The following is a 23,387-nucleotide window of genomic DNA, read 5'->3' on the forward strand; positions in this document are numbered from 1 at the left end:
ATGCCCGGCAACCCGGCAGGTAGCCCCTGGCCGCTTTTTTTCCAACCTTCTCTGTGAATCACCTTGCCATGAACCTCTACGATGCCCTGCCCAAGGAGTCCCTGAACACCGTCGGACTCCATGAGGACCTGGAACAGTTCAAACAGGTCGGCCGCATTGTCAAGGAGCAGTTGCTCGCCCATTGCGCACTCGCACCCGAGAGCGCGGTGCTGGACATCGGCAGCGGCATCGGCCGCATTGCCATTGCCCTGACCGAGGTGCTGTCCAGCCATGGGCTGTACCGCGGGTTCGACATCACCCCCGATGCCATCGCCTGGTGCGAGCACGAGATCACGTCCCGCCATCCGCAGTTCCAGTTCGCGCTGTCGGACGTGTTCAACAGCTCCTACAACCCCGATGGGCAACTGAAGCCTGAAAGCTATGCGTTCCCCTACGAAGAGGGTGTTTTCGACGTGGCCATCGCCACCTCGGTGTTCACCCACCTGCCCTACCGGGAAATGCGCAACTATGTGAAAGAGATGCACCGCGTGCTCAAGCCGGGCGGCAAGGCGCTGGCCACCTTCTTCCTGCTGGATGCCAGCGCGCGCGCGCACATTGCAAGGGGCCAATCGACGCTGAACTTCGTCCACGCCCTGGAGGGATGCCAGGTCATCGACCCGGCGATCCCCGAAAAGGCCGTGGCCTTCGACCATGCCGAGATGCTGGCTATCCTGCAGCAACAGGGCTTGCACGTAGACCGCCTGCAGCTGGGAGGCTGGTCCGGCCGGGCCATCGAGGGGCCAGACTTCTACCAGGACCTGTTCATCCTGACCAAGGCCTGAGCAGCAAGCCCCTCCGCATGGGCCCGCCGCAGCCCTGCGACAATCGGGGCATGAGCTTCGCCCCCCTCTCCAACGACACCTTCCTGCGCGCCTGCCGCCGCCAGGCCACCGACTACACGCCCCTGTGGCTGATGCGCCAGGCGGGCCGCTACCTGCCCGAATACAAGGCCACGCGCGCACAGGCCGGCAGCTTCATGGGCCTGGCCACCAATGTGGACTATGCGACCGAGGTCACGCTGCAGCCCCTGGAACGGTTTCCGCTGGACGCGGCCATCCTGTTTTCCGACATCCTCACCGTGCCCGACGCCATGGGCCTGGGCCTGTCGTTCGCCGAGGGCGAGGGCCCGCGCTTTGCCAGGGTCGTCCGCGATGAAGCTGCGGTGGCCGAACTGGCCGTGCCCGACATGGACAAGCTGCGCTACGTGTTCGACGCCGTGGCCAGCATCCGCAAGGCATTGAATGGCCGGGTGCCGCTGATCGGCTTTTCGGGCAGCCCCTGGACGCTGGCCTGCTACATGGTCGAAGGCAAGGGCAGCGACGACTACCGCCTGGTCAAGAGCCTCATGTATGCGCGCCCGGACCTGATGCACCGCATCCTGACGACCAATGCCGACGCCGTGGCCGCCTACCTGAACGCCCAGATCGATGCGGGCGCCCAGGCGGTGATGGTTTTCGACAGCTGGGGCGGCGTGCTGGCGGACGGCGCCTTCCAGGAATTCAGCCTGGCCTACACGGCCCGGGTGCTGGCGCAGCTCAAGCGCACCGGCGTGGATGGCAGCGATGTGCCGCGCCTGGTCTTCACCAAGGGCGGTGCCCTGTGGCTGGAAGACATGAAGCCGCTGGACTGCGAGGTGCTGGGCCTGGACTGGACGGCCAACCTGGGCCGTGCCCGCGCCCTCGTGGGCGGTGCGGCCGGCGGCCCGGGCAAGGCCCTGCAAGGCAACATCGACCCGAATGTGCTGTTTGCACCGCCCGAGCAGATCGCCACCCAAGCGCGCCGGGTGCTGGACAGCTTTGGCACGCCGCACACCGACCACAGCACCACCGGGCCCACGCACATCTTCAACCTGGGCCATGGCATCAGCCAGTTCACCCCGCCCGAGCATGTGGCGGCGCTGGTGGAAACCGTGCACAGCCATTCGCGTGCGCTTCGCCAGAAGGGCTGACCAAGAACGTGTTTACGATTTTTTCGAGGCCGCGAAAGGATCGTAAACACGTTCTAAGACCCGGGGCGCTGAAAATCGCCTGGGTTGTGCACACAAACGGTGCATCGTTAAAAAATCCAAAAGAGCCGTCTTCGCGACGGCTCTTTTTTTGCGCGAACGCGCAAGTGCTTGATTCATATGGCCATCCCGCAGTTGCCCTTTTGCTGGGCAACACACCCAAAAGCACGAATTGGCGGGGCCCGGCGGCCGGCATGGTGTGGATATCAACAAAGTTATCCACAGAAATTCTGGGTTTGTGAAAAATCCGTGACAAATCAACCACTTGCAGCCTGAACTACAGAAAATGCTGGATGTCGTCCTACGCCACGGGATCGAAACGGCGGCAACGCGCCCCTTGACGAACCAGGCCCACTGCACTTATGCACACAAAACGTCGCGCGCCGCAGCAAATAGACCTCCTCCATTCCTAGCACGAGAAAGTGCTCCGAAATCCTTCAGATGATTGATTCATATAGATTTTTTGGCATTGCTCTTTTGGCAGGCATTGTGTCGGGCCCCAGTATCCATGCGGCCTGCGGCACTCTCGCGACAGGATGTCAACAAAGTTATCCACATAAATTGTGGGATAGCAGGGGAAACCCGGATCACCATGGTTGCTGCTGATCATCCAGGCACCCGCCCGGTGGGGCGCACCGCGCATCGCCCAAAAGGCCTGCATGTGCTCGCCTGGAAACATGAACCAGGGGTCGACGGGCGCGAAGAAGGCATTTGCCGGGCCGGGAATAGCCTGGGTTGTGCACACCGGCACGGCATCCATGAAAAATTCAATCGCGCAAAGCCTGCTGCCGAACTTTTTCCGCTCCAATCTGCAAGTGGTTGATTTGTATAGGCATTCGAAGCTTGCACTTTTGGCGGGCAACCTAGCGGAAGCACGGTTTTTCAAGGCTTGGCGGGCCGCAAGCAAGGGATATCAACAAAGTTATCCACAGAATTCGTGGACTTCCCAAGAAAACCTTGACGAATCAAGCACTTGCAGCCCACATCGCAGAAATCAGTGCAAATCGCCTCGCGCAAGCTGGCACAAAAGGCGCGGGCAATGTCCTCTTGACGAACGCTGCCAACTCCACTTATGCACACAAACCGTGATGCGGCGCAGCAAAAAAACCGCTCGGACAGCTAGCACAAAAATCCCGCCCGAAAATCGTCAGATGGTTGATTCATATGGATTTTTTGCGCCTGCTGGATTTACAGGCACTCTGTCCAGGCCCAGCATCCATGCGGCCTGCACGGCGGTGAGGACAGGATGTCAACAAAGTTATCCACAAAAATGTGGGATGACTTGGAAAACGCAGCCCCATCAGCCACTTAGCGCCAAAACCACCACGGCACATGAAGTAAGGCTCGCAACCGGCGCCACAGGCCGCCGCGGCCAGCCCGGCACGGCGCCGCGCTGGAGGATTCGCGTACGATCCCCGCTCGCCCCAGTCGCCGCGCCTCCCTGATCGCCTGACCTTGCTGCCAGCCCCCTCCACCATTGTCCAAGTTGCCCTGCAGACGCCATCGCACAGCGGCGTGGGGGATCTGCTGAGCTACACGAGCGCCGAGCCCCTGCCCCCCGGAACGCTGGTGCGCGTGCCCTTGGGCACGCGCGAAGTGCTGGGGGTGGTCTGGGACCCCGACGAAGCCACCGGCGAGCTGCCCGAAGGCGCCACCATGCGGGCCATTGCCGGGGTGCTGGCCGGTGTGGCCCCGCTCGATGCGCCCTGGCGCCGCCTGGTGAGTTTCGCCGCCCGCTACTACCAGCGGGCCCGGGGCGAGGTGGCGCTGGCCGCCCTGCCGCCCCAGCTGCGCGACCTGGGCCCGGAACAGCTGGCCCGGCGCCTGCGCCGCCCGGCCGCGCCCGCTGGCGACACCGGGCAGGCCATTGCCACCGTCGCGCTGACGCCCGAGCAGGAGCACGCGCGCGCGCAGATCGCCGCCGAAAAAGGCCCGTTCGTGCTGTTCGGCAGCACGGGCAGCGGCAAGACCGAGGTCTACCTGCGCTGCGTCCAGGAGGTGCTGGACGCCGACCCGAACGCCCAGGCCCTGGTGATGGTGCCCGAGATCAACCTCACGCCGCAGCTCGAAGAGCGCTTCATCCACCGTTTTGGCCCGCGGGCCGTCGTATCGCTGCACAGCGGCATGACCAACCCGCAGCGCCTCAAGAGCTGGCTGGCGGCCCACAGCGGCGCCGCGCGCATCGTGCTGGGCACGCGCATGGCGGTGTTCGCCAGCCTGCCGGGCCTGCGCATGATCGTGGTGGACGAAGAGCACGACCCCAGCTACAAGCAGCAGGAGGGCGCCCGCTACTCGGCGCGCGATCTGGCCGTGTGGCGCGGGCGCGAGCAGGGCGCCAAGGTGCTGCTGGGCTCGGCCACCCCGTCGCTGGAGAGCTGGCACGCCAGCCGCCCCCCCACCCCGGAGGACCCCGAGGGCGGCCGCTACCTGCGCCTGCACATGCCCAGCCGCATCGGCGCCGGGCAATTGCCGCGCGTGCGGCGGGTGGACATGAACCAGCAGCCCAAGCGCGCGGTGTTCACCGCCCCGCTGCTGGCCGCCATCACCGAGCGAGTGCAGCGCGGCGAGCAGTGCATGGTGCTGCTCAACCGCCGCGGCTACGCCCCGGTGCTGCACTGCGCCGACTGCGGCTGGAAGAGCGACTGCCCCCATTGCAGCGCCCACCAGGTGTTCCACAAGACCGACCGCACCCTGCGCTGCCACCACTGCGGCTACACCGTGCGCGTGCCGCGCCATTGCCCGACCTGCGGCAGCCCCGACATCCTGTCCATGGGCCGAGGCACGGAGCAACTGGAAGAGCAGTTGGCCGACCTGCTGTCGGAGGTGCTGCGGCCCGATGGCGCGCCTGCGCGCATCGCGCGCATCGACGCGGACACCACCAAGGCCAAGGGCGCGCTCGAAGCCCAACTGGCCCAGGTGCACTCGGGCGAGGTGGATGTGCTGGTGGGCACGCAGATGATCGCCAAGGGCCACGACTTTCGCCGCATCACCCTGGTGGCGGCCGTGCAGCCCGACGGCGCGCTGTTCTCCAGCGACTTCCGCGCGGCCGAACGGCTGTTCGCCCTGCTGATGCAGGCCGGGGGGCGGGCCGGGCGCGACGCGGCCTACGTGACGGCCCAGGGTGGCGCCCCCTGCGAGATGTGGGTACAGACTTACCACCCGCAGCACGCGGTGTTCGAGGCGCTGCGCCGCCACGACTACCCGGCCTTCGCGGCCCAGCAACTGACCGAGCGCCAGGAGGCGGGCATGCCCCCCTTCGCCTACCAGGCCCTGGTGCGGGCGGACGCGCGCACCCAGGAGGTGGCCCAGGGCTTCCTCACCGCCGCCAGTGCTGCCGCCCGGGAGCACGGCCTGCCAGGGCTCCCCCGTGTGACCCTGTACCCGCCCGTGCCGCTCGCCATCCAGCGGGTGGCGAATGTGGAGCGCGCCCAGATGCTGCTGGAGAGCGGCAGCCGTGCCGCGCTGCAGCGCTTTCTGGCGGCATGGCATCCCGTTCTGCATGCCGAACGCAGCGATCCCGCCCACAGGGGCCTGATCCGCTGGCTGGTGGATGTGGACCCTCTGGCGATCTAGGGCGTGTCATCACTCATTTCACCCCCGCGAAAGCCTGCGGCGCGGTGCAGTGCAAGGCGGCCCTGAGTGCCGTGTAGCACGGCTACACAAGCAAAGGGCAACGCCGCAATGCGCCGCGCTGCAGGCTTTCCCTTCGGGCTGGCCACGGCATGCGGCGTCTGCTTTGTCGCACGGCTTGCCAATAGCCCGCTATTGGCTGCACCGCGCTTCGCGCATCCATCCGCATGCCGGGGCCAGCGCGGGGGTGAAATGAATGATGACACGCCCTAGCCCCATTAACACGCACTGATCTTTGTTACGCGAGCCCGCACAAGCCCACCCATGCAGGGGGTGCCCCGGGAAATGCGAACAAACTACAATGCCGGGTGGTGCCAGAACACCCCCGGCCTGAGGCTGCAGGGGTTGATCAGCGCCCAACCTGCAGGCCATGGGCCGCCGGCAATCCCCTTTTTACACCCCGAGCCCCCCGTGCCGAACCGGCCATTCCCACAGCAACTATGAGCAGTCTCCCCATCGGCACCGATGACGCCGGCAACCAGGAAGCCGAGCTTCTGGCCCAGTTCGCGCGCAACCTCAAGGTGCCGCTGCTCAACACCATGACGCATGCGCTGCAGGACGTGTCGCCCATCGAGGGCCTGTCGCCGGCGTTTCTGCGCAGCAACTCGCTGCTGCCTTTTTCGGTGACCGACGAGGCGGTGCACATCGCCTCCAGCGTGCCCGTGCAGCTGGCCGCGCTCGATGCCCTGAAGCAATTCTTCACCGTGCCTACACGCCTGCACCTGGCGCCGCGCATGTGGATCCATTCGGGCCTGGACCAGGTCTACCGCCCCGAGAACGCCAACCTGGCCGCCTTCGACGACGAGAACGCCTCGGGCTCCGAGAACCCGGACGACGACCTCGAAACCCTCAAGGCCCTGGCCGAGGATGCGCCCGTGGTGCGCCTGGTGCAGTCGCTGCTGCTGCGCGCGGTGGACAGCCGCGCTTCCGACCTGCACCTGGAGGTCAGCCAGCAGAAGTTCCGCGTGCGCTACCGCATCGACGGCGTGCTGTTCGACGCCGAATCGCCGCCGCGGCGCATGTACATGGCGTCCATCTCGCACCTGAAGCTGCGCGCCAAGATGAACATCGCCGAGCGCCGCCTGCCGCAGGACGGCCGCATGAAGATGGAAGTGGGCGGCCGCCAGATCGACATGCGCGTCTCCACCGTGCCCACGGTGTACGGCGAGAGCATGGTCATCCGCCTTTTGGACCAGGGCCCCGGCATGATGGGCATGGACTCGCTCGGCCTGAACGCCGAGGCACTGGCCATGCTGGAGGCGGCCATCGTGCAGCCGCACGGCATGATCCTCGTGACCGTCCCCACCGGCAGCGGCAAGACCAGCACGCTGTACGCCTCGCTGGGCCAGGTGAACCTGCCGGGCAACAAGATCATCACGGTGGAAGACCCGGTCGAATACCAGATCGACGGCATCAACCAGATCCAGGTCAAGTCGCAGATCGACCTGACCTTTGCGAGCGCCCTGCGCTCCATCGTGCGGCAGGACCCGGACATCATCATGGTCGGTGAAATCCGCGACCGCGAGACGGCCGAGATCTCCATCCAGTCCGCCCTCACGGGCCACCTGGTGTTCTCGACCCTGCACACCAACGATTCGTTCGGCGCGCCGCACCGGCTCATGGAGATGGGGGTGGAGAGCTACCTCATCGCCTCCTCGGTGGTGCTGATCGTGGCGCAGCGCCTGGTGCGCGTGATCTGCCCGCACTGCAAGGACAGCACCACGCCGACCTCGGCCGACCTGCTGTTCCTGGCCGAAGAAGGCGTCGAGGCCCACCAGGTGACCGAGCTGTTCCACGGCAAGGGCTGCCACCACTGCGGCCAGTCGGGCTACATCGGCCGCACGGGCATCTATGAAATGCTGCCCATGACCACGGCGATCAAGGAAGCCATCATCCAGAAGATGCCGGCCGAAGGCGTGCGCCGCAAGGCCATCGAGCAGGGTGTGCGCACCATGCGGGCCGACGGCATCAGCAAGGTGCTGGCCGGCATCACCACCCTCGAAGAGCTGGCGCGCGTGACCCGCCAGGAAATGACGTGAGGCCGCGTCCCGGTGCGGCGGGTGGGAAGGGCCTCGGCCAGGCCACCCTGGTCGAAGCCGCCACCCCGCTGCCCGCCGATCCGGCCCTGCAGCCGCCGCTGGCAAGCGACCAGAAGCCCGCGTCGTCTTCCGGCATCAACTGGACCGCCTCGCTTGGCGGCGGCAGCAAGCGCGTGGGCATCAAGCATGTGCTGGCCATGACGGAGCAGCTGCTCACCCTGCTCGATGCCGGCCTGCCGCTGGACCGGGCGCTGCACATCTGCCAGAGCAGCATCGAGCAGCCGTTCTTCCGGGGTGTGATGCAGGCCGTGGTGGTGGATGTGGAAAAGGGCAACTCGCTGGGCGATGCCTTCATGCGCCACCCCTCGGTGTTCCCGCGCCTGTACGTGAACATGGTGCGCGCGGGCGAGGAAGGCGGCGTGCTGCCCGTGGTGATGCAGCGGCTGGTGGAGTTCTACACGCGCAGCATCGAGTTCCGCTCGTTCCTGGTCACCTCGTCGATCTACCCGGTGCTGCTGTTCTTCTTCGGCGTGAGCGCGCTGCTCGGGCTCACGGTGTTCGTGCTGCCCAAGTTCGGCCAGATCTTCACCGACATGCACCAGGAGCTGCCCACGGCCGCGGCCGTGCTGATCGGCACCGGCGAGTTCCTCAAGACCTATGGCCTGTACATCCTGGGGGTGCTCGCCCTCGCCCTCACCGGCTTCGTGATGGCGCTGCGCGACGAGAAATGGCGCGAGCGCTGGCAACTGCTGCTGCTGCGCGTGCCCGTGCTCGGCCCCCTGTTGCTCAAGATCCAGCTGGCCCATGTGTGCCGCACCTGGGGAACTCTATTGGCCAGCGGGGTTCCGATACTCACCGGCATGCGCATCGTGCGCGAGCTGACCGAGCACATCCCCTTGCGAAAGGCGCTCGACCGGCTGGTGCGCGCCGTGCAGGAAGGCAAGGGCGTGTCGGGGCCGGTGCGCGCCGACCCGTTCTTTCCCCGCCTGCTGGGCCAGTTGGCCGCGGTGGGGGAGGAGTCGGGCGCGCTCGACGCCATGCTCGTGAAGGTGGCCGACCAGTATGAAAAGGATATCCAGAAGGCCACCCGCAACCTGGTGGCCCTGTTCGAGCCCATGATGATCCTGCTGATGGGCGGGCTGATCGGCACCATCGTGGTGTCGATGCTGACCGCCATCTTCTCGATCAACGACATGCCCCTGTGAATGAACAAGTGACGCAAGTAGTAGGTTTTTCAATGCATATGCCTTTCAAGTTCCCCCCGCGCACGAGCGCACTGCGCCGCACCCGCGGCTTCACGCTGATCGAGCTGCTGATCGTCATGGTCATCCTGGGCCTTCTGGCCTCGCTGGTCGGCCCACGCCTGTTCGGTCAGCTCGATGCCTCCAAGGTCAAGGCCGCACGCACGCAGATCGAGATGGTGGGCGCCGCCATGGACACCTACCGCCTGGACATGTCGCGCTACCCGAGCACCGAACAGGGTATCGCCGCCCTGTCGGACAAGCCCGCCGACGCGGCAGAAGCCGCCCGTTGGCGCGGCCCCTACCTCAAGAAGAAGGTGGACAAGGACCCCTGGGGCAACAGCTATGTCTACCGCTCGCCCGGCGAAAAGAGCGACTACGAGCTCCTGTCCCTGGGAGCCGACGGCAAGGAAGGCGGCAGCGGGGACGACGCCGACATCCGCAGCTGGGAATAAATCCCTGTCTGGGATTCCGTGCGGTTGCTTGATCACGCATGAAGAAAACCGCCGGGTTCACGCTGCTCGAACTGCTCTTGGTGCTGGTGCTGGTAGGCATCGGCACGGGCCTGGCCATGGTGTCGGTGGACCAGTTGGCCGGCCGCGCCGAGGAGCGCCGCTGGCTCGACCGCACGCAGCAGGAGCTCAAGCGCCTGCGCAACCGGGCCGTGCTTGGCGGCTCGCCCGTGCAAGCCACGGTGTACTTTGATGCGGGGCGCATTGCCTCGGGCGGGGGCAATGTGCTGGAGCTGCCCGAGAGCTACCGCTTCATCGCGACCGATGCCTCCCGCCCACGCCCTGCAGCCGCGCGTGCCGACGAAGGCGACACCCTGGCGCTGACCTTCTACCCCGACGGCACCATGCAGGAAGCCGCCTTCCTGGTGCGCACGCCTTCGGGCGTGCAGCAGCAGTTCCGCCTGGCCCGCATCAGCGGCCGCATCGAGAGAAAAGATGCCGCACCGACGGAACCGTAGCACGCGGCTGCCGGCCCGGCCACGCCCACCCTTCCAGCACGGCTTTACCCTGCTGGAGGTGCTGGTGGCCATGGTGCTGATCGGCTTTGGCCTGGCGATCGCGTTCACCGCGATCTCGGGCACAGCACGCCTGGACGACAAGATCAACGGCCACACGGCCGCCATGGCGCTGGCACAGGCCAAGCTCGACGAGGCGCTGGCCAGCCCCACCTTCGCGGTGGCGGATGACGCCGTGGACCAGGGCTATGCCGGCACCGATTTCGGCTACCGCATCCACCTGCGCCCGCTCGAGGCGCTGACCCGGGCGCAGCAGGAGCGCATCCCCGCGTTCCGGCAAAAGCTCGAAGAGGTGGAGGTCGAAGTCTTCTGGGGCCCCAAGGGCAACCAGCAGGTCTACCGCCTGAGCAGCTACCGCATGGCACAGCCCCCGCCGGGCGAGCGCACGGCAGGCGGCGCGGCGGCGCCGACCTCGTCGACACCGCAGAACCCCGTGCGGCCCGCGCCATGAGGAGCCAGCGACGCTTTTCCGCCCCGGGCATCCAGGCCGGCTTCACGCTGCTGGAGCTGATGGTGGCGCTCGCCATCTCGGCCGTGGTGGCCGTGATCGGCGCCTCGGCCATGTCCACGGCGCTCGACTTCTATGGCCGCAACGGCGACCGCGCGCGCTCGCGCGAGGAGGTGCGCGGTGCCGAGCGCATCCTGCGCCATGAATGGACCACGCGCGGCATCGCCGTCAAGGGCAGCGCCACCACACTGGAGTTCGACACCCTGCACCCGGTGATGGGCACGCCCGGTGCGGCCCCGGCCATCGCGCGTGTGGAGTACGCCTGCGAAACCGCAGAAGGCAGCAGCACCATGACGCTGGTGCACCGCGTGAGGACGCTGCCACCCGCCACCGCCGCCAACACCACCGCCCGGCCGCCAACCCCGACCTTGCTCGACACCCAGGTGCTGGCCTCGGGCCTGCGCATGTGTGCCTTCTCGTACCTGACCCGCCTGCCCAACCGCGAGGGCAAGCCCATCCCCACCTGGCTGGCCAAGTGGGAGCAGCTGCGCCAGCCACCGGACCTGCTGCGCATGGGCCTGTCGGGCGTGCGCGACGACATGCCGGCCCTGGTGTACAAGGCCCGCAGCGAGGCGGGCGCACCATGAACCGCCGCAACCCGTCGCTGCGCCGCCCCCTGCGTGGCCCAGGCCAGGAGCATGGCTACATCCTGCTGTTTGCGCTGGGCCTGATGGCCGTGGTGACCACGGTGGTGCTGGGCGTCTCGGTCTCGCTGCGCCTGGATGCACAGCTGCTGACACGCGAGAAGGACGCGCTGCAGGAAAGCTACATGCTGCAGTCCGCCGCCACCTATACCGCCCTGCAGCTGGGCATTGCCTCGGCCGTGGCCGGTGCCAACCCGCCGTTGCCCGAAGAAGTGCGCCGCAACTGGCCGCTGTGGCGCCTGCCGGAGCCTGGCGAACCGCCAGCCGCCGCGCCCAACACCGCACCTTCGGCCCGGGGCACGGCTGCGGCGGCCGCCGCCGGCTCCACGCCCACGGCGCGTTATGAAGCCACGCTGGGCCGCCAGCCGTTCACCGCCGAGCTGCAGGACGCCAGCGGCCTGCCCGATGCCAACGACCTGACCGCCCAGGAATGGGAGCGTCTGTATGCCTTGCTGGGCACCGCCCCCGAACGCGCGCGAGAGCTGGCGCTTCTGACCATGGAGTTCAAGAACCGGGTGATGGACACGCGCGGAACGGCCGGATTTTCAAGCATGCGAGAATTGACGGATTGGAACGAGATACCGCGCACCCTGGTGCGGGGTGGCACCACCCAGGTTCCCGTGGGCTTGCAGGACCTGCTGGTGGTCGGCACCAAGAACCGCAAGGTGCGGCTGGACACCACGCCCATTGTGCTGCTGCGGGCCCTGGGCAATCTCACGGACGAGCAGCTGCAGCGGCTGGCAGCCATGCGCCGCTCGGGCACGCCCATCACGGCGGCGCTGGCCCAGCAATGGACTGCCGGCACGGGGCTGATTGCGGCCGACATGACGGGCCCGCCCACGGCCGTCACAGCGCGCTTGCGCCTGGGCGGGGCCCGGTCCACCGGTGCCGCGCTGGTGGCGACCCTGGTTCAGCAGGGTGGAAAGTTCAGCGTGGTGGACTCCATGATCGATGTAAGCGCCCGCTGACCACTGCCAACCCTGTGACCGAACGAACACCCGAAGGCTGCCTGAAAAGAAGCTCCCGACCCGATTGAAACCTCCACCGATGCGCAATTTTTCTCCTTCAGCCAGCTGGCGGCACCAGCTGGTGCTCTCCCTCTCACCGCACAGCCTGTGCATCCTGCATTTCTACCGCGGGCTGCTGGGCTGGAAGCGGGCGCACGAGCACGTGGTGCCCCTGCCCGAGGGAGAGGGCTTCACGTCGCAACTGCAGCAGCAGCTGGCCGACAGCGTGACGCGCTGGAAGATTCCGGCCGGCACGCGCGCGCACTGGGTTCTGGCCGGCGACATCCTGGGCATCGTTCCGCCCAATACCCAGGGGGCGGGCGCGCCGCCCTCGCTGCCCTTTCCGGCCAGCGACACGCGCACGCAGGTGGACGGCTTCGGCGGGGCCGAGGGCGCCTCGCTGATGTGGATGCACAAGGACTGGGTGACCGAGATCGAGCGCATCAGCAGCGCCTGCCGCCTGGCACTGGTGGAGCTGTATGCGCGTGCGCAGCTGTTCCAGCGCATCGCGGCCAAACAACCGGCCTCGCTGCGCGCCGTGGTCGAGGCCGATGCCACAGACCAGTACCTGCACGTGTACGCCGCCAACGGCACCATTCTGCGCACGCGCGTGCTCGAAGCACACGATGGCAACGAGCACCTGGCGCAGACCCTGCAGGTGGAGCTGGCCGCGCTGGGCGCGCCCGCCGACGCGGCCCCCGGCCACCCGGTGCAGCTGAGCACGCCCAGGGGCTATGCGGCCGAACCCCGAACCTGGGCCGGCTACCAGCACCATGTGCTGCCTGCGGCGTCCCATGCCGACCTGCTCGAAAAACTCTGGCGCTCGGACCAGGGTGGCATCGTCGTGCGCCACACGCACAACGACATGGTGCAGGCGCTCAAGGTGCTGAGCCTCGGGCTGGGTGCCGTGGGCATGGCGGGCCTGGCGCTGATGGTCTGGCACGATGGCCGGCTGGTGCGCCAGATCGAGGAGGGCCGCGAGCGCGTTCGCAAGGACCTGCCCAAGGTGGAAGCCGCCAAGCTGCTCAAGGCCCGCACCCTGCGCATGGCCGATGCGGTGCAGGCCGTGAACACGGCGCGCGAGGCGCCTTCCGCGCTGGGCCCGTTCTCGCAATTGGTTGCGTATTTCCCGCCGCCGCCCGCCACCTTGCAGTACTTCAGCTCCGACAATGGCGTCGTCGCGCTGGCAGGCCAGGGCAACGAGGGCAGCGTGAAATGGCTGCAGGAGCGGCCGCTGGCCGGCTTTGGCGCCTGGACCGACTTCCCCGTGCCCGAATACCTGGCCGCCAGCACCCCGCAGATCCACCTGCAGGCGCGCAAGGAAGCGCCCCAACCCATTGCCGCACCCGCCCCAGCCCAGCCACCCGCATCGGGGGCATCCCAACCATGATGAAGCGTGATCTCAAGCGGGTGCATGCCGCCCATGGCATCAAGTACTTTGCCTTTCCCGTCATCGTGCTGCTGCTGATTGCCGCCCTGGTGGACCAGCGCCTGACGGGCTACCTGGAGCACCGCGAGCAGGCCAGCGACCTGCAGACGCTGCTGGAAAGCAACCAGAACACCCTCGACCTCGACAAGAAGGTGCAGGCCAACAGCGAGCAACTGGGCGGCAGCTACACGCCCATCCAGGAGCAGCTGTTCGTGGCGAACGACATCACCGAGTCCGTCAATGCCATGCAGCAGCAGGTGACCAAGCTGCTGCAGGGGCTGTATTTCGACAACATCGACCTGTCGGAATTCTCGGATGCCCCCAAGGGCAGCGTCTCGCGCATGTCGCTCACGGCGCGCTTCAACGGCGTGCCCCAGCAGCTGCCGCGCCTGCAGATCGCCCTGGCGCAATCGCCCAAGCTGCTGGTGATGGACAGGGTCGAGATCAAGGTGGTGGACGACACCCAGCGCGGCGGGCAGCAATTGCACATCGTGGCCCGCTTTTCCGGCCTGCACATGAAGCCGCTGCCCGAAGCCGCCGCCCCGGCCGCGCCTGCGGCCCCCCGCAAGTAAAACGAACACGGCTGAATTTCAGAAGACTGCAATGAAAAAATCCATTCCTCCCATGCTGCGCAAACTGACCGCTGTGAGTGTTGCGCTCTTGCCCACGCTGACGGCAACGCACCTGGTGATGGCCCAGCAGCCACCGATCAACCCCTTCACCGGCCAGCCCATGCCCGTGGTGCCCGGCGGCGGCGGCACCCCCGTGCCCGGCGGCTTCAGCATGCCCGGCATCACCGTGCAGCCGTCCCAGGCAGCGGGCACCGGGGCTGCGCCGGCCGCAGCGCCTGCGGCACCGCCCACGGCACCCGCAGCCGCACCAACGGCAGCGCCCGCCGTGCCCGCCCCGATGGCCACCATGCCCACCCCCGGCGCAGCGCCAGCAACTGCGGCCACCGCCCCCGCCAGCGGCAACCCCGGAGTGGTGCTGTCCAACACGCCCAACCCGGGCGTGACGCTCAAGTTCGACAACGCCGACATCTACGAGGTGATCCAGGTGGTGCTCGGCGAAGTGCTCAAGCTCGACTACGTGATCGACCCCACCGTGCAGGGCCGCGTCACGCTCAAGAGCACCGGCGCCATCAGCATGGCCGACATCTACAGCACGCTGGAGACGGCGCTTGCCGCGAGCAACATCTCCATCGTGCGCCAGGGCAAGCTGTACAAGGTGCTGCGCGACGCCAACGCGGTGCGCGACGCCGGCCTGGGCCCGGGCGTGGGCGCGGCCTCGTCGGTGATGCAGATCATCCCGGTGCAGTTCGTGCAGGCCAACCAGCTGGCCAACACGCTGCGCGGTTTTGTCGGCGCGCAGGCGGCCATTACCAACGACCCCTCCAACCGCTACCTGATCGTGGTGGACAAGGCCGCCAACGTCGAGAAGATCGTCGAGATGGTCAAGACCCTGGATGCGGACTACGTGAGCCAGGTGCAGATCCGCCTGTTCCCGCTGGCGCACAGCGAGGCAGCCGACGTGGTCAAGGAGCTCGACGCGATCTTCAAGACCTCGGGCATCTTCAACCGCCCCGGCACCGATGCCAACAAGACCTACTTCCTGCCCGTGGCGCGCATGAACGCCGTGATGGTGGCCGCCGCCAACCCGGCGCTGCTGCAATCGGCCGAGCAGTGGATCAAGACCCTGGACGCCGAGCCGCGCAATGGGCTGGGTTCCTTCGTGCACGTGTACCCGGTGTCCAATGGCAATGCGGCCAATCTGGCGAGCCTGGTGACGCAGATTTTCGGGGGGTCGGCACCGACGCAGAACAATGCGAATACCGGGGCCTCGGCGCTGCCATCGGCTTCGGGGACGGCGTTTGGCTCAACGGGTGGCGCCACGGGCGGCAGCGCCGGGCTGACAGGTGCCGCCACAGGCACCAACAACCAGAACAACAGCTCTGCCGCACGCACCATCGAAAGGGGCAACACACCTTCCCAAGGCGCGACAGGCACCGCTCCGGGCCTGGGCGGATCGGTGCAGGTAATTGCCGACACCGAAACCAATACGCTGATCGTGCGCGCCTCGCCACAGGACTACCAGCAGGTGCGCAAGGTGCTGGAGCGGCTGGATTCATCGCCTCGCCAGGTGATGGTGCAGGTGATGGTGGCGGAAGTGACTTTGACCGATGCACTGCAATACGGTGTGGAATGGTGGGTCAAGTCTGCGCTGAGTTCGGGCGGCAAGAGCTGGCCAGCTTTTGTCGGACTGGATGGCGCCATCAAAACGACTGGCGTTACTACGGCAGTTGCTGGAGCTACGCCCACTGTGACAGGGACGTCTTCAGGACTCAATTACGCGGTATTCGGCGGATCAGGACAAGTGATCGGGCTGCTAAATGTGCTGGGCCGTGATACCAATGTGAACATCCTTTCGACACCCCATGTGCTTGCCAGCGATGGCAAGGTGGCAAAAATCGAAGTGGGCAGCGAAGTTCCTGTGGTCACTCAGACAGTGGCAACCCCGACCAACAGCCTTATCAGCAGTAACCAGTTCTCCACGTCCAACTCGGTTCAATACCGCCCGACAGGCATCTTGCTGGAAGTCAAACCCAGCATCACCTCGACCGGCCGCATCACTCTGAGCATTTCCCAAGAGGTCAGCAACTTGGGAGATCTTGTCAAGGCAGGTGGTGTGGACTATCCCAGCTTCCAAAAGCGCAAAATCACCACGGATGCCACCATCGAAGACGGCAAAACCATCATGCTGGCCGGTCTGATTGAAAATCGGACCGAAAATGGCATCGTCGGCATCCCCGTACTCAAGGACATACCCATCGTGGGGGGCTTGTTCGGCACCAACAGCAAGACCAAGAACAAGACCGAATTGCTCATCAGCATCACGCCCTACATCGTCAACAACCGAGAGGAAGCCGATCGACTGGCGGGAAGCTTCCAGGACAGCATGCAAAAGTTGCGTGCGATGATGCAAGATAAGGACACGACCGTTCCGCCCAATCTGGGCCGCGATGCCCCCGTACGCAGCCAACAAAAACCTGCTGCTCTGAAAGCACCGCAGATCCAGAACAGCGAAGCCTTCGTCAACTGATCTCGCTGACACAGCAACACAACAGCCCACTTCGGTGGGCTGTTTGCTTTGCACAGGCTCAAGTCAGCAAGGCCACCGCTCCAGAAAAACTCAGAAACGCCAGCGCCGTCGACACCAGAATGATGCGCGCCACGCGCCCGTTGTTGGCGCCAAAGCGCTCGGCCAGCAGCGAGACATTGCTGGCGCTGGGCAGGGCCGCGACCAGCACCAGCACCGTGAGCGCAAATGGCGTGAGCGGCACGCCGGCGGCCATGGCCGCCGTGCCTGCTGCCCAGACCAGCACCGGGTGCACCAGCAGCTTGGCCAGGGCCACGGGCACATACTCGCCCGCGGGCACCTGCTCGTGCTGGTTCATCTGCGAGCGCGCCAGCACAGCACCGATGGTGAACAGCGCCACGGGCGACGCCGCATCGGCCAGCATGGCCACCGTGCGGTCCATCGGACCGGGGAGCTGAAAGCTCAGCGCCGAGGCCAGCGCGCCGAGCGCGATGGACCAGGGCATGGGGTTGGTGGCCATGCCCTTGAAGGCATTGCGCAGCGCCACACCCACGCCGTGCGTGCCGGCGCCGTCCATGCGCGACAGGGCAATGCACAGCGAGCTGGTGACCAGCATGTCCACCGCGATGGTGACGATGGCCGGGCCTGCGGTCTGGGCGCCCAGCAGCGCCACGAGCAGCGGCACGCCCATGAAACCGGTATTGGGAAACGCGGCCACCAAGGCGCCGAAGGCCGCGTCGTTCCAGCCGATGCGCCCGCGGCGCGTGAGGGCAACGGTGGCCGCCACCATGATGAGCGCGCACAGCACATAGACGCCGGCCACGGCCGGGTCGAGCAGTTGTGCAATGGGCGTGCTGGCGCCAAAGCGGTACAGCATGCAGGGCAGCGCAAAGTACAGCACGAAGGCGTTGAGCCCCGGAATGGCCGGCTGCGGCAGGATGCCGCGCCGGGCGGCCAGGTAGCCGCACAGTACGAGCGCAAAGAAGGGGAAGGTGACGAGCAGGACGGAGAGCACGGGGATATTGTCGGGCGGCCCGGGCCTTGCCGGGCCGCAGCGTCAGCGCAGAGTCAGACGGGGGCCCTCGCCTGCGGCGAGGCCAGGCCCAGGGTCATTGCTTGCGCTGGATGATGAGATTGCGCTTGGCATCCTCGGGGTAGGCAAAGGTGATGGCGCCGTTCTTCACCGCGCCGATGACGAGCATGTTGCGCGTGATGGCGTCCTTGTCGGTGGCGCTGAACGGTTTGTCGTAGGTAGCCACCACGCCGTAGTAGGTCTTCATCTTGCCCTCCAGCGACTCCTTGAGCGCCGGGCCGTTGAGGTTGCCATCGCGGATGCCCAGGAAGGCATACATCAGCAAATAGGTCGCATCGTAGGCATTGGCCGCCGCCATGGGCACGGCCAGCTTGCGCTGGAACTTGCGCGTGTAGCTCGACAAAAAGGAGGCGCGGCGCTCGTTGCTGGGCTCGGCGATGAAGGTCTGCACCATGAGCGCGCCCTCCGCCGCATCGCGCGCACCGTCGAGGAAGAACGGGAACGACAAGGTCCACGGCCCGACCTGCGGCACCTTCCAGCCCAGGGTCTTCTTGCCGTTGGCGATGACGGCATTCTCCTGCCCGACGGTGTAGCTGAAGACCACGTTGGCACCGGCACTGCGCGCGGCCGTCAGCTCGGCGGTGAGGTCCTTCACCCCGAGGTCGAACCGCGCCACGTGCACGGGTTTGAGGTTCTTGGCGGCGAGCGCGGCCACCACGTCGTTGTAGCCGCCTTCGCCGTAGCCGGTCTTGTCGGCGAAGATGGCCACCTTGTCCCAGCCGCGCTTGACGATGTCTTCCACCATGAAGGGGGCCTGCAGGGCATCGCGCCCCTGCACGCGGAAGATGTAGCTCTCGGCCGGCGGGTACTTGGCCGTGACGGCCGTGCCCGAGGAGCAGGGCACGATGAGCGGTGATTTGGCGTCCTGGAACAGGTCGATGGCCTTCATGGCCACCCCGGTGTTGCAAAAGCCGATGGTGGCGACGACCTTCTCGGCCAGCAGTTCCTGCGAGACCTTGCGCCCCTGGTCGGGGTTGGCGGCGTCGTCCTTGACTACCAGTTCCAGCGGCCGGCCCAGGTAGCCGCCGCCGGCATTGATCTCGTCCACCGCCATGCGGATGCCGTTGAGCATGGGCACGCCGAAGTCGGCCGAGGCGCCGGTGAACGGCCCGACCACGCCGATGCGTACGGGCGCGGTGCTGCCGATCTGTGCCCGCGCGGGCAAGGCGGCCAGTGCGGTCGCAACCAGTGCGCCAACGAGAAGAAACGCGCCGTTCCACCAAGCACGTTGCTGCAAGGTGGCGGCGGCGCTGGCGCGCGGTGGCGCGAGGCTCTTGATCGGCATGGCACGGCCTTTCGGGCTTGTCTCGTTGGTCCGTGCAGTATCAAAGTGCCCACAGACCAGGGACAGCGGGGTTTCCCGCAGGAAGGCGCGTGCCAGCGCGCGCCGTCAGAATTCGATCAGCTTTTCGACATCCTGCACCTTGCGGCGGGCCAGGGCCAGGTTGGCGCGCGCCTTGTCGAGCACCACGTAGATGAAGATGCCTTCCTTGGACGCCATGGGACGGATGATGTGGTACTGCTTGCCCAGCGTGATCAGGATGTCGTCGATGGTGTCCTGCAGGCCCAGCGCCTGCATGGTCTTGTTCTTGGCTCGCACCACCTCGGTGTTGCCGGAGGCGGCCAGTTCCATGTCCACCCCCGTGCCGATGCTGCCCAGCAGCATGCCGCTGCCGCTGTCGACGATGGCGGCGCACAGTGCGCCTTCCACGGCCTGCAGTTGGTTCAGGGATTCATTGAGAGTCGCCATTTTTGGGGGTTCCTAGGGGTTCTATTCGCACTGGCTGGAAGGGTGAGTGGGCGCAGGCTGCCAATGAAACGCCCGCGCCCGGAAATCGGTCGCAAGAGCGTTCGTCAGGCCCGGGACATCTCTTGCATCACTTCGCCCGCAGCCCACAGGGCGCGGCCCAGCAAGGCATCACTGCCCAGCACCAGGCACAGGATGCAGGGTACCGGCGCATCGATGGACTGGAAGACCACGGTGCTGCCCTCGGCCTCGAAGGTCAGGCGCTTGCACTGCGGGCTCTGGATCTCGCGGCCCACGGCACGGGCCATGGCCATGAGCGAACTGGCCATGGCCGAGAGGCGGCCCGCCTGCAGCTCGCTGCGGTTGCGCAGGCAGGCGATCTCGAAACCGTCGGGCGTGGCCAGCAGCGCCAGCTGCAGGCCGGAGATGGGGGCGGCATGGGTTTCAAGGGCACGCAAGGCCGTCTGCGCCAGCGCTTCGGAAATCAGGGAGGAACTTCTGCTGTTCATGGGGATTCGCTGCGAAGGGACAACATCGACACCAGCACGCTCAGGGCCTGGAGCACATCGGCGCGCTTTCTCACATCGACCTGGAGCACGGGCACCACGCCATGGCCTGCGGCCTGCAGCCCGTCCGCAAAGGCCTGGGTGGCGGCAGCCGAGGCGGGGCGGGCGCTCAGCACCAGGGCCAGGGGCGGGTTCTGGGCCGCGGCGGCCTCGGCAAGCAGCGCCCCGGCTGCCTGCACGGCATGGGCTTCATTCACGTCGACCATCACGAACACGCCCACCGAGGCGGACACCACCCACTGGCGCAGGAAGTCGAAGCGGTCCTGCCCGGGGCAACCGCAGACCTGCACGAACTCGCCATCGCCGAGGTCGATCTGGCCGAACTCGGCGCCCACGGTGGTGAACTCCTTGGCATGGGACTGGCGGTCCATGTTGGGCACGTCGGTGGCCACCATGTCATCGCCGCACAGCGCCCGGATGGCCGTGGTCTTGCCCACGCCCATGGGGCCCATGAAGGCGATGCGTGGCATCGGGGAGGTGCTGGAATAGGACATCAGTTCTCCATGGTGCTATATGCCACCGTAGCCTCTGCAACTGGCGCAGCCCAGGCCAGTGTCTCCGCGCAAGGGCCGCCCCGCCGCGCTGGGGACGTCCCCCTCCCGACTCGCGCAGCGAGGAGAGAGAGGGGTGAAGGCGCGAAGCGACTCAGGGGGTGCTTCACGGCCTGCTGGCCCCGCTGATCCAGTGGGAGAGGCGGCGCACCAGGCCCTTGCTCACGGGAGCCGGGCCATGCGGAGTGGAAGCAGCTGGCGATGGGCCCACGGGCTGCGCAGGTGCGATCACCTGCAGCACCTTGCGGCGCGCCAGTTCCTTGAGCAGCTCGGCCAGTTCCGCCGGCGCCAGGCCGCTGTGGGTGTGCAGCTGCTGCGCGGTCACGGGCTGGCGCGCAAGCAGGGCCAGCGCGCTGATGCATCCGGAGCTGTCGAACGGCGGGCCCAGGAACACCCAGGCCCCCAGCCGGTAGCGGCTGCCCTGGGCTGCGGCCATGGCGGCTGTGCCAGCGGCCGCAGGGGGTGTGGGCTGGATGGTGCTGTGGGCAAATGCACGCGACGGCGTCGATACGGGGACCACGGGAGGAATGTCCTCAGGTTGCGCCGCCACGCCGACCACGGCTGGCGCGGCGGGCCGGCGTGCCTTCCAGTCCAGCAGGAAGACGGCGGCGCGGTCCAGGATGTCGATCAGGTCGGCCACGGTGTAGTCCTGCGGCAGGCGCCCCACCCAGGCGTCGGCAAAGCGCGCGGCAGCCTGCTCGCGCCCGATCCAGATCACGCAAGGCGGCAAGGGCTGCAGGCGCACCAGGTTCGAAGACACGTCGAGCATGGCCACCTGGGCTTGCTCCAGAGGCGATTCGCGCCAGGCAAAGACGGATTTGCGGGCCGCAACACCGAACAGCTCGGAAAACCGGGCGCGCAATGCGGGGGCCAGCAAGCCGGTCGCCAGATCCCCCTTCAGATTGGTCTTCACGCAAAATACTCCGCAGTGCAGGGTGTAACCGGTCAGTTTAAGTGAGCACTCCATTCGCAACCAGTACAAAACCGTATCAGTCAGGTTTTGTGACAGTAGTTGACCTTTCTGTTGCCAATTGTTCACATCAAGCCCCGAGATGTGCCCACGGTATGATCTGCCATCCCCGTGCTCCAAACCACGCCGCGCGCCTTCGGCGCATGCGCGTCACCCCTCCCTGGTCGCTGCCTCCCCCATGTCTTTCGGTCTCAACCTCGCCCAGCTCCAGGCTGTTCACTACACTGACGGGCCCTGCCTCGTGCTGGCCGGTGCCGGTTCGGGCAAGACGCGGGTGATCACGCAGAAGATCGCGCACATGATCGAGCGCGGGATGGAGCCCAAGCGCATTGCGGCCATCACCTTCACGAACAAGGCAGCCGCCGAGATGCGCGAGCGTGCCAAGGGCCTGATCGGCAAGCGCGCCAAGGATGTGCTGATCTGCACCTTCCACGCACTGGGGGTGCGCATGGTGCGCGAGGACGGCGCGGTGCTGGGCCTCAAACCCCAGTTCAGCATCCTCGATGCGGACGACGTGACCAGCATCCTCAAGGACGCGGCCGGCGGCACGGTGGACATGGCCACGGCGCGCCAGTGGCAGTGGACCATCAGCGCCTGGAAGAACAAGGGCCTGACTTCCGAGCAGGCGCTGGCCGAGGCGGCGGACGACAACGAGCGCAGCATTGCGGTGCTGATGACGCGCTACGAAGAGCGCCTGGCGGCCTACCAGAGCGTGGACTTCGACGACCTGATCGGCATGCCGCTGCGCCTGCTGCGCGACTTCCCCGAAGTGCGCGCCAAGTGGCAGGCGCTGCTCGGCCATGTGCTGGTGGACGAGTACCAGGACACCAATGCCACGCAGTACGAGCTGCTGAAGCTGCTGGTGGGCGAGCGCGCGCACTTCACGGCCGTGGGTGACGATGACCAGTCCATTTACGGCTGGCGCGGCGCCACGCTCGACAACCTGCGCAAGCTGCCGCTGGATTTCCCGGCGCTCAAGGTCATCAAGCTGGAGCAGAACTACCGCTCGACCAGTGCCATCCTGCGCGCTGCCAACAATGTGATCGGGCCCAACCCCAAGCTCTTTCCCAAGACGCTGTTCAGCGAGCTGGGCGAGGGCGAGCCGGTGCGCGTGATCGACGCCGACAGCGAGGAGCACGAGGCCGAACGCGCCGTGGCCCGCATCCTGAGCCTGCGCGCCGCGGCCAACCCGCCGCCTGACTGGAAGCAGTTCGCCATCCTGTACCGCGCCAACCACCAGGCCAAACCCTTCGAGAAGGCGCTGCGCCGGGTGAACATTCCCTACAAGGTCTCGGGCGGCACGAGCTTCTTCGACCGCGCGGAGATCAAGGACCTGTGCGCCTGGTTCCGGCTGTGGATCAACAACGACGACGATCCGGCCTTCCTGCGCTGCATCACCAGCCCCAAGCGGGGCATCGGCCACACCACGCTGGGCGCCCTGGGTGCATTTGCCACGCAGCACAAGCAAAGCATGTTCGCGGCGCTGTTCAACAACATGCTGCCGGCGGCGGTGCCCAAGCGCGCGCTGGAAAGCCTGCACGAGTTCGGCCGCTACATCAACGACCTGGAATACCGCGCCCGGCACACCCATGGCGCCGAGGCCTCGCGCACCTTCCTGGGCGAATGGCTCAAGGAGATCGGCTACGAGCAGCACCTGTACGACGGCGAGGACAGCGAGACGGTGGCGGCTGCGCGCTGGACCAATGTGCTCGAATTCTGCGACTGGATGGCCCAGCGCGCGGGCGGGCAGATCGACGACAGTTCGGGCACGCCCATCGCGGCCGAAACCAAGAGT

21 protein-coding genes are annotated in these 23,387 nt (G+C 66.7%); 14 read left to right on the forward strand and 7 right to left on the reverse strand.

The features are described 5' to 3' along the window. The first annotated feature begins 68 nt into the window (after nt 1-68). Nucleotides 69-821 carry a class I SAM-dependent methyltransferase gene (locus ACK59X_RS11000; protein WP_409957323.1) on the forward strand — a complete coding sequence of 251 codons (753 nt, stop codon included), beginning with the start codon at nt 69-71 and terminating at the stop codon, nt 819-821. A 50-nt stretch (nt 822-871) separates the two neighbouring features. Next, nucleotides 872-1,987: a uroporphyrinogen decarboxylase gene (gene hemE / locus ACK59X_RS11005; RefSeq protein ID WP_409957324.1), complete on the forward strand. Its 1,116-nt coding sequence runs from the start codon at nt 872-874 to the stop codon at nt 1,985-1,987. Nucleotides 1,988-2,453: 466 nt separating this feature from the next. On the opposite strand, the gene ACK59X_RS11010 is transcribed toward hemE, so the two are convergent. Next, complete coding sequence (locus ACK59X_RS11010; protein ID WP_409957326.1) at nt 2,454-2,930, reverse strand: hypothetical protein; 477 nt, start codon at nt 2,928-2,930, stop codon at nt 2,454-2,456. A 572-nt stretch (nt 2,931-3,502) separates the two neighbouring features. On the opposite strand from ACK59X_RS11010, the gene priA reads away from it, so the two are divergent. From priA to gspD, 11 genes are all read left to right on the forward strand, one after another. Further along, complete coding sequence (gene priA / locus ACK59X_RS11015) at nt 3,503-5,617, forward strand: primosomal protein N' (RefSeq protein ID WP_409957363.1); 2,115 nt, start codon at nt 3,503-3,505, stop codon at nt 5,615-5,617. A gap of 497 nt (nt 5,618-6,114) precedes the next feature. Further along, complete coding sequence (locus tag ACK59X_RS11020) at nt 6,115-7,713, forward strand: GspE/PulE family protein (RefSeq protein WP_409957328.1); 1,599 nt, start codon at nt 6,115-6,117, stop codon at nt 7,711-7,713. Next, nucleotides 7,710-8,918 (forward strand): type II secretion system F family protein, encoded by a 1,209-nt coding sequence (locus tag ACK59X_RS11025; protein ID WP_409957330.1) that lies wholly within the window; start codon nt 7,710-7,712, stop codon nt 8,916-8,918. The genes ACK59X_RS11020 and ACK59X_RS11025 overlap by 4 nt, the downstream gene beginning before the upstream one ends. A 32-nt stretch (nt 8,919-8,950) precedes the next feature. After that, nucleotides 8,951-9,409 (forward strand): type II secretion system major pseudopilin GspG, encoded by a 459-nt coding sequence (gene gspG / locus ACK59X_RS11030; protein ID WP_409957332.1) that lies wholly within the window; start codon nt 8,951-8,953, stop codon nt 9,407-9,409. Nucleotides 9,410-9,447: 38 nt separating this feature from the next. Further along, nucleotides 9,448-9,924: a prepilin-type N-terminal cleavage/methylation domain-containing protein gene (locus tag ACK59X_RS11035; RefSeq protein ID WP_409957333.1), complete on the forward strand. Its 477-nt coding sequence runs from the start codon at nt 9,448-9,450 to the stop codon at nt 9,922-9,924. Next, the gene (locus ACK59X_RS11040) at nt 9,902-10,432 is read left to right on the forward strand and encodes a prepilin-type N-terminal cleavage/methylation domain-containing protein (protein ID WP_409957335.1); all 531 of its coding nucleotides are present in this window, start codon (nt 9,902-9,904) and stop codon (nt 10,430-10,432) included. The genes ACK59X_RS11035 and ACK59X_RS11040 overlap by 23 nt, the downstream gene beginning before the upstream one ends. Next, the gene (locus ACK59X_RS11045) at nt 10,429-11,076 is read left to right on the forward strand and encodes a type II secretion system protein J (protein WP_409957337.1); all 648 of its coding nucleotides are present in this window, start codon (nt 10,429-10,431) and stop codon (nt 11,074-11,076) included. The genes ACK59X_RS11040 and ACK59X_RS11045 overlap by 4 nt, the downstream gene beginning before the upstream one ends. After that, on the forward strand, nt 11,073-12,101 hold the full coding sequence (locus ACK59X_RS11050) for a hypothetical protein (RefSeq protein ID WP_409957339.1): 1,029 nt from the start codon (nt 11,073-11,075) through the stop codon (nt 12,099-12,101). Before ACK59X_RS11045 ends, ACK59X_RS11050 begins: the two co-directional genes overlap by 4 nt. Before the next feature lie 79 nt (nt 12,102-12,180). Beyond that, nucleotides 12,181-13,530, forward strand: coding sequence for a hypothetical protein (locus ACK59X_RS11055; protein ID WP_409957341.1), 1,350 nt, complete (start codon nt 12,181-12,183; stop codon nt 13,528-13,530). Continuing rightward, complete coding sequence (locus tag ACK59X_RS11060; RefSeq protein WP_409957343.1) at nt 13,527-14,141, forward strand: hypothetical protein; 615 nt, start codon at nt 13,527-13,529, stop codon at nt 14,139-14,141. The genes ACK59X_RS11055 and ACK59X_RS11060 overlap by 4 nt, the downstream gene beginning before the upstream one ends. 31 nt (nt 14,142-14,172) lie before the next feature. After that, on the forward strand, nt 14,173-16,668 hold the full coding sequence (gene gspD / locus ACK59X_RS11065) for a type II secretion system secretin GspD (RefSeq protein ID WP_409957345.1): 2,496 nt from the start codon (nt 14,173-14,175) through the stop codon (nt 16,666-16,668). A 58-nt stretch (nt 16,669-16,726) separates the two neighbouring features. Here the strand turns inward: gspD and ACK59X_RS11070 are convergent, their stop codons facing one another. The 6 genes from ACK59X_RS11070 to ACK59X_RS11095 all read right to left on the reverse strand — a co-directional run bounded on the left by ACK59X_RS11070 (nt 16,727) and on the right by ACK59X_RS11095 (nt 21,535). Continuing rightward, nucleotides 16,727-17,680 carry an AEC family transporter gene (locus ACK59X_RS11070; RefSeq protein ID WP_409957347.1) on the reverse strand — a complete coding sequence of 318 codons (954 nt, stop codon included), beginning with the start codon at nt 17,678-17,680 and terminating at the stop codon, nt 16,727-16,729. 94 nt (nt 17,681-17,774) lie between these two features. Then, nucleotides 17,775-19,043, reverse strand: a complete 1,269-nt coding sequence (locus ACK59X_RS11075; RefSeq protein WP_409957349.1) for an ABC transporter substrate-binding protein — start codon at nt 19,041-19,043, stop codon at nt 17,775-17,777. Nucleotides 19,044-19,148: 105 nt separating this feature from the next. After that, on the reverse strand, nt 19,149-19,508 hold the full coding sequence (locus tag ACK59X_RS11080; protein ID WP_409957351.1) for a hypothetical protein: 360 nt from the start codon (nt 19,506-19,508) through the stop codon (nt 19,149-19,151). Nucleotides 19,509-19,612: 104 nt separating this feature from the next. Next, entirely contained in the window at nt 19,613-20,014 is a 402-nt protein-coding gene (locus tag ACK59X_RS11085; RefSeq protein ID WP_409957353.1) for a roadblock/LC7 domain-containing protein, read from the reverse strand. Next, complete coding sequence (locus ACK59X_RS11090; RefSeq protein ID WP_409957355.1) at nt 20,011-20,565, reverse strand: GTP-binding protein; 555 nt, start codon at nt 20,563-20,565, stop codon at nt 20,011-20,013. The genes ACK59X_RS11085 and ACK59X_RS11090 overlap by 4 nt, the downstream gene beginning before the upstream one ends. A gap of 163 nt (nt 20,566-20,728) precedes the next feature. Then, nucleotides 20,729-21,535 (reverse strand): hypothetical protein, encoded by an 807-nt coding sequence (locus ACK59X_RS11095; RefSeq protein WP_409957357.1) that lies wholly within the window; start codon nt 21,533-21,535, stop codon nt 20,729-20,731. A gap of 235 nt (nt 21,536-21,770) precedes the next feature. Between ACK59X_RS11095 and ACK59X_RS11100 the strand changes: the two genes are divergently transcribed. Then, the coding region (locus ACK59X_RS11100; RefSeq protein WP_409957359.1) for a UvrD-helicase domain-containing protein at nt 21,771-23,387 on the forward strand (1,617 nt) is incomplete at its 3' end.

The organism is Acidovorax sp. (genome assembly GCF_046339755.1).
Classification (GTDB): domain Bacteria; phylum Pseudomonadota; class Gammaproteobacteria; order Burkholderiales; family Burkholderiaceae_C; genus Acidovorax.

Coding starts and splice junctions, on each gene's coding strand:
- ACK59X_RS11090 (WP_409957355.1), bottom strand. CDS start 20,565: ATGTCCTATTCCAGCACCTCCCCGATGCCACGCATCGCCTTCATGGGC.
- ACK59X_RS11035 (WP_409957333.1), top strand. CDS start 9,448: ATGAAGAAAACCGCCGGGTTCACGCTGCTCGAACTGCTCTTGGTGCTG.
- gspD (WP_409957345.1), top strand. CDS start 14,173: ATGAAAAAATCCATTCCTCCCATGCTGCGCAAACTGACCGCTGTGAGT.
- ACK59X_RS11075 (WP_409957349.1), bottom strand. CDS start 19,043: ATGCCGATCAAGAGCCTCGCGCCACCGCGCGCCAGCGCCGCCGCCACC.
- ACK59X_RS11050 (WP_409957339.1), top strand. CDS start 11,073: ATGAACCGCCGCAACCCGTCGCTGCGCCGCCCCCTGCGTGGCCCAGGC.
- gspG (WP_409957332.1), top strand. CDS start 8,951: ATGCATATGCCTTTCAAGTTCCCCCCGCGCACGAGCGCACTGCGCCGC.
- ACK59X_RS11000 (WP_409957323.1), top strand. CDS start 69: ATGAACCTCTACGATGCCCTGCCCAAGGAGTCCCTGAACACCGTCGGA.
- hemE (WP_409957324.1), top strand. CDS start 872: ATGAGCTTCGCCCCCCTCTCCAACGACACCTTCCTGCGCGCCTGCCGC.
- ACK59X_RS11045 (WP_409957337.1), top strand. CDS start 10,429: ATGAGGAGCCAGCGACGCTTTTCCGCCCCGGGCATCCAGGCCGGCTTC.
- ACK59X_RS11080 (WP_409957351.1), bottom strand. CDS start 19,508: ATGGCGACTCTCAATGAATCCCTGAACCAACTGCAGGCCGTGGAAGGC.
- ACK59X_RS11060 (WP_409957343.1), top strand. CDS start 13,527: ATGATGAAGCGTGATCTCAAGCGGGTGCATGCCGCCCATGGCATCAAG.
- ACK59X_RS11085 (WP_409957353.1), bottom strand. CDS start 20,014: ATGAACAGCAGAAGTTCCTCCCTGATTTCCGAAGCGCTGGCGCAGACG.
- ACK59X_RS11040 (WP_409957335.1), top strand. CDS start 9,902: ATGCCGCACCGACGGAACCGTAGCACGCGGCTGCCGGCCCGGCCACGC.
- ACK59X_RS11055 (WP_409957341.1), top strand. CDS start 12,181: ATGCGCAATTTTTCTCCTTCAGCCAGCTGGCGGCACCAGCTGGTGCTC.
- ACK59X_RS11020 (WP_409957328.1), top strand. CDS start 6,115: ATGAGCAGTCTCCCCATCGGCACCGATGACGCCGGCAACCAGGAAGCC.